General features: G+C 60.1%; 2 protein-coding genes. Both read left to right on the forward strand.

All coding sequences use genetic code 11. The annotated features are described in order from the left end of the window. Window positions 1-1405, forward strand: a 1405-nt coding sequence (locus VF436_RS18670; protein ID WP_330905552.1) for an alpha/beta fold hydrolase, incomplete at its 5' end; no start/stop codon positions are given. After that, window positions 1406-2743, forward strand: coding sequence for an MFS transporter (locus VF436_RS18675; protein ID WP_330905553.1), 1338 nt, complete (start codon window positions 1406-1408; stop codon window positions 2741-2743). It abuts the gene before it with no gap. The last annotated feature ends 169 nt before the right edge of the window (window positions 2744-2912 follow it).

Below are 2912 nucleotides of genomic sequence, written 5' to 3' on the forward strand. Positions count from 1 at the left end.
GCAGATCAAGTTGCGCGGTTTCCGCATCGAGCTGGGCGAGATCGAGTCGGCACTGACGTCGTTGACCGGTGTGCAGGCAGCGGCCGTGGTCGTTCGCGAGGATGTCGTCGGACACAAGCAACTGGTGGGCTATGTCGTGGCGCATGCCGATCATGTCGTGGATACGGCAGGCTGGCAGCTGGCGCTGGCGTCGCGTCTGCCGGAATACATGGTGCCCGCCGCGCTGGTATCGCTTGCAGCCTTGCCACTGACGCCCAATGGCAAGCTCGATCTGCGCGCCTTGCCGGCACCGGAGTTGACCGATTCATCGCATGAAAAGCGTGCGCCACGCACCTCCCAAGAACAGATACTCGAATCGCTGTTTGCCGAAGTGCTCGGCTTGCAGAGTATCGGCATCGATGAAAATTTCTTCGAGCTGGGCGGTCATTCCTTGTTGGCCGCGCAGCTGATCAGTCGTATTCGTACGGCACTCGATGTCGAACTGTCGATTCGCGCTCTATTCGACGCACCCACGGTGGCCGGCCTGGCCGACCGCCTGGTGGCCAACACCGCACTGGGCAACTCGACGGTCATGTTGCTGCCGCTGCGCGCCGGAGGCAGCAGACCTGCGGTCTTCTGCTTTCATCCAGCAAGCGGCCTGAGCTGGACCTATGCCAGGTTGATGCATTTCATCGATGCACATCATCCGGTATTCGGATTGCAGGCCAGAGGCTTCGCCGACGACGAGCAGCCTGAGCAGTCCATCGAGGCCATGGTCGATGACTACATAAGGCAAATTCGAAGCGTACAGCCATCAGGACCTTATCACTTGCTGGGATGGTCGTTCGGCGGCCTGCTTTCGTATGCAGTGGGATGCCAGTTGCAACGCCTGGGCGAACGCGTCGGCTTGCTGGCCATCCTTGATACCCAATTCATCGAACAGGCACTGATCGAGCCGGACGAGGAAGGGCTCCTCGATGAGATCCTGGCGATGGAAGGTATCAGGCAGCCGCTTGTGCCAATCACCGACATGCATGAGGCGTACGAACTTCTGCGCTCTCGCAGTAGCCCCTTTGCAAGCCTTGGCGAAGATCTTTTCAAGCGTTCCCTGGATGTCTATCGCAACAATATTCGACTGTTCCGGCAGACACCGCCCATGGGCAGCTTCGACGGCGACCTGATGCTCGTCTCCACCACACTGGACAAGGACGGCGCCATGTTGAACTCGCGCATGACCGATGGCTGGCATCGCCGCTTCAGTGGGCGGGTGCATCACCTTGAAGTCGCATGTGGGCACTTTGACCTGCTCGATTCCAAGCAGGCACCGGCGATCGGCAAAGCCATCGGCGAAAGATTGCAGGTTATCGAACAGGAATTGTCGGGTGATCCGATGATCGATCAATCCTCTGAACTGGAGCTGCGCTGAGTGGCTACTGAAGACGTCCTCGAAAGCGGCGCCGCGGTACTGGATGCTGAACCCGAAGTGGTCCAGAACGACAGTCTTTGGCGCAATCGAAACTTCATCTGGATCTGCGTGGGTGCGTGTGTAGCTACCCTGGGCAGCCAGTTCACCGCGTTGGCGTTGCCATGGATCGTGCTGAAGATGACCGGCGATTCGCTGGCGCTGGCGGCCGTCATGGCGATCTCCGGCGTACCGCAAATTGCGCTGCTGCTGTTTGGCGGCGGCCTGGCTGATCGCTTTTCGCCCAAGCGCATTCTCATAAGCGCTTATCTGATCTGCGCGTTGCTGCTGATCTGCCTGGGTGCGTTGCTTTATGCGGGCATGTTGCAGCTGTGGATGATCGATATCTTCGCATTCACCACAGGCCTCGTATTTGGCGTTTCGGTACCTGCCAGCTTCTCAGTCATTGCCGCCGCATTGCCCAATCACATGGTTCCGGCGGCCAGTTCCGTCATAGGCAGCGTCCGACAGGGTTTTGCATTCATCGGGCCTCTGCTTGCCGGCGCCCTGCTTGGCCTCGCCAATGACGGCAAGCCGACTGGAAGTGCTCTGGGAAGCCAGCCTATCTTTGCCATAGCGTTCTTTCTTGATGGTGCAGGTTTGCTTTTGATGGCCTGGGCCACGGCCAAGATCGCATTCCGACCTCTGCTCAGCGGAGATGGCGCGCCACGGGGCGGTTTGAGCATCATGCCCGCGCTTCGCTGGTTTCTGTCCGACCGCCAGGTGCTGACGGTCATCATCTACTGGACGATCATCGTGTTTTTCTTCAGCGGCTCGGTGCGCGTCGCCTTGCCACTGCTTGCCGAGCAAAGTACCGCCCTTGGTGCCAAGGCATACGGCATCCTGGTTTCGGCCAATTCCGCGGGCGTCTTCGTCGGCATGACCGCCCTGGGTCTTCTACGTCGATTCATAGCTGGCAAATTGTGGCCGGTCATCCTCGGGCTCGACGTCATTGCCGCCGGATTGGCAATCATCATCGGTGTACTGCACCCGGCCCTCAGCATGGCGATCTTTGTGTATGCAGCCATGCTCGTGTTGGTAGGCACGCGTAGCGGCTTCGTCGAGATCGGTTGGTTCTCGCTGCTTCAGCAGCGATATCCAGATGACATCCGCGGTAGGGCGACCAGCATCTTCATGGTGATTTCCACGGCAAACATGGCCGCTTCCGTCACCTTTGCCGGCTGGATGACTCGCCACATGCCCGCCTCGGAACTCTTCGTCTTCGCAGGCGCTGCCACCGCGGTCATTGTGCTCGTGGCAACACTCCTGCGCGCGATGGGTGTGCTGAGGATCGACGCATGAATGGTCGTCGCGAGCACAGCATGGATTTCCTGCCGGATCTGTTCGCCGAACAGGCAGCCCGTACGCCCGACGCGCTGGCCATCGTCGCTGGCGACGACAGCCTGACCTACGCCGCGCTGGCCCAGCGCGTGGATCAACTGGCGGCCCTGCTGGCCGGTCATGGCCTGGG

Source organism: Dyella sp. (genome assembly GCF_036384435.1).
In the GTDB taxonomy this organism is placed as follows: domain Bacteria; phylum Pseudomonadota; class Gammaproteobacteria; order Xanthomonadales; family Rhodanobacteraceae; genus GSA-30.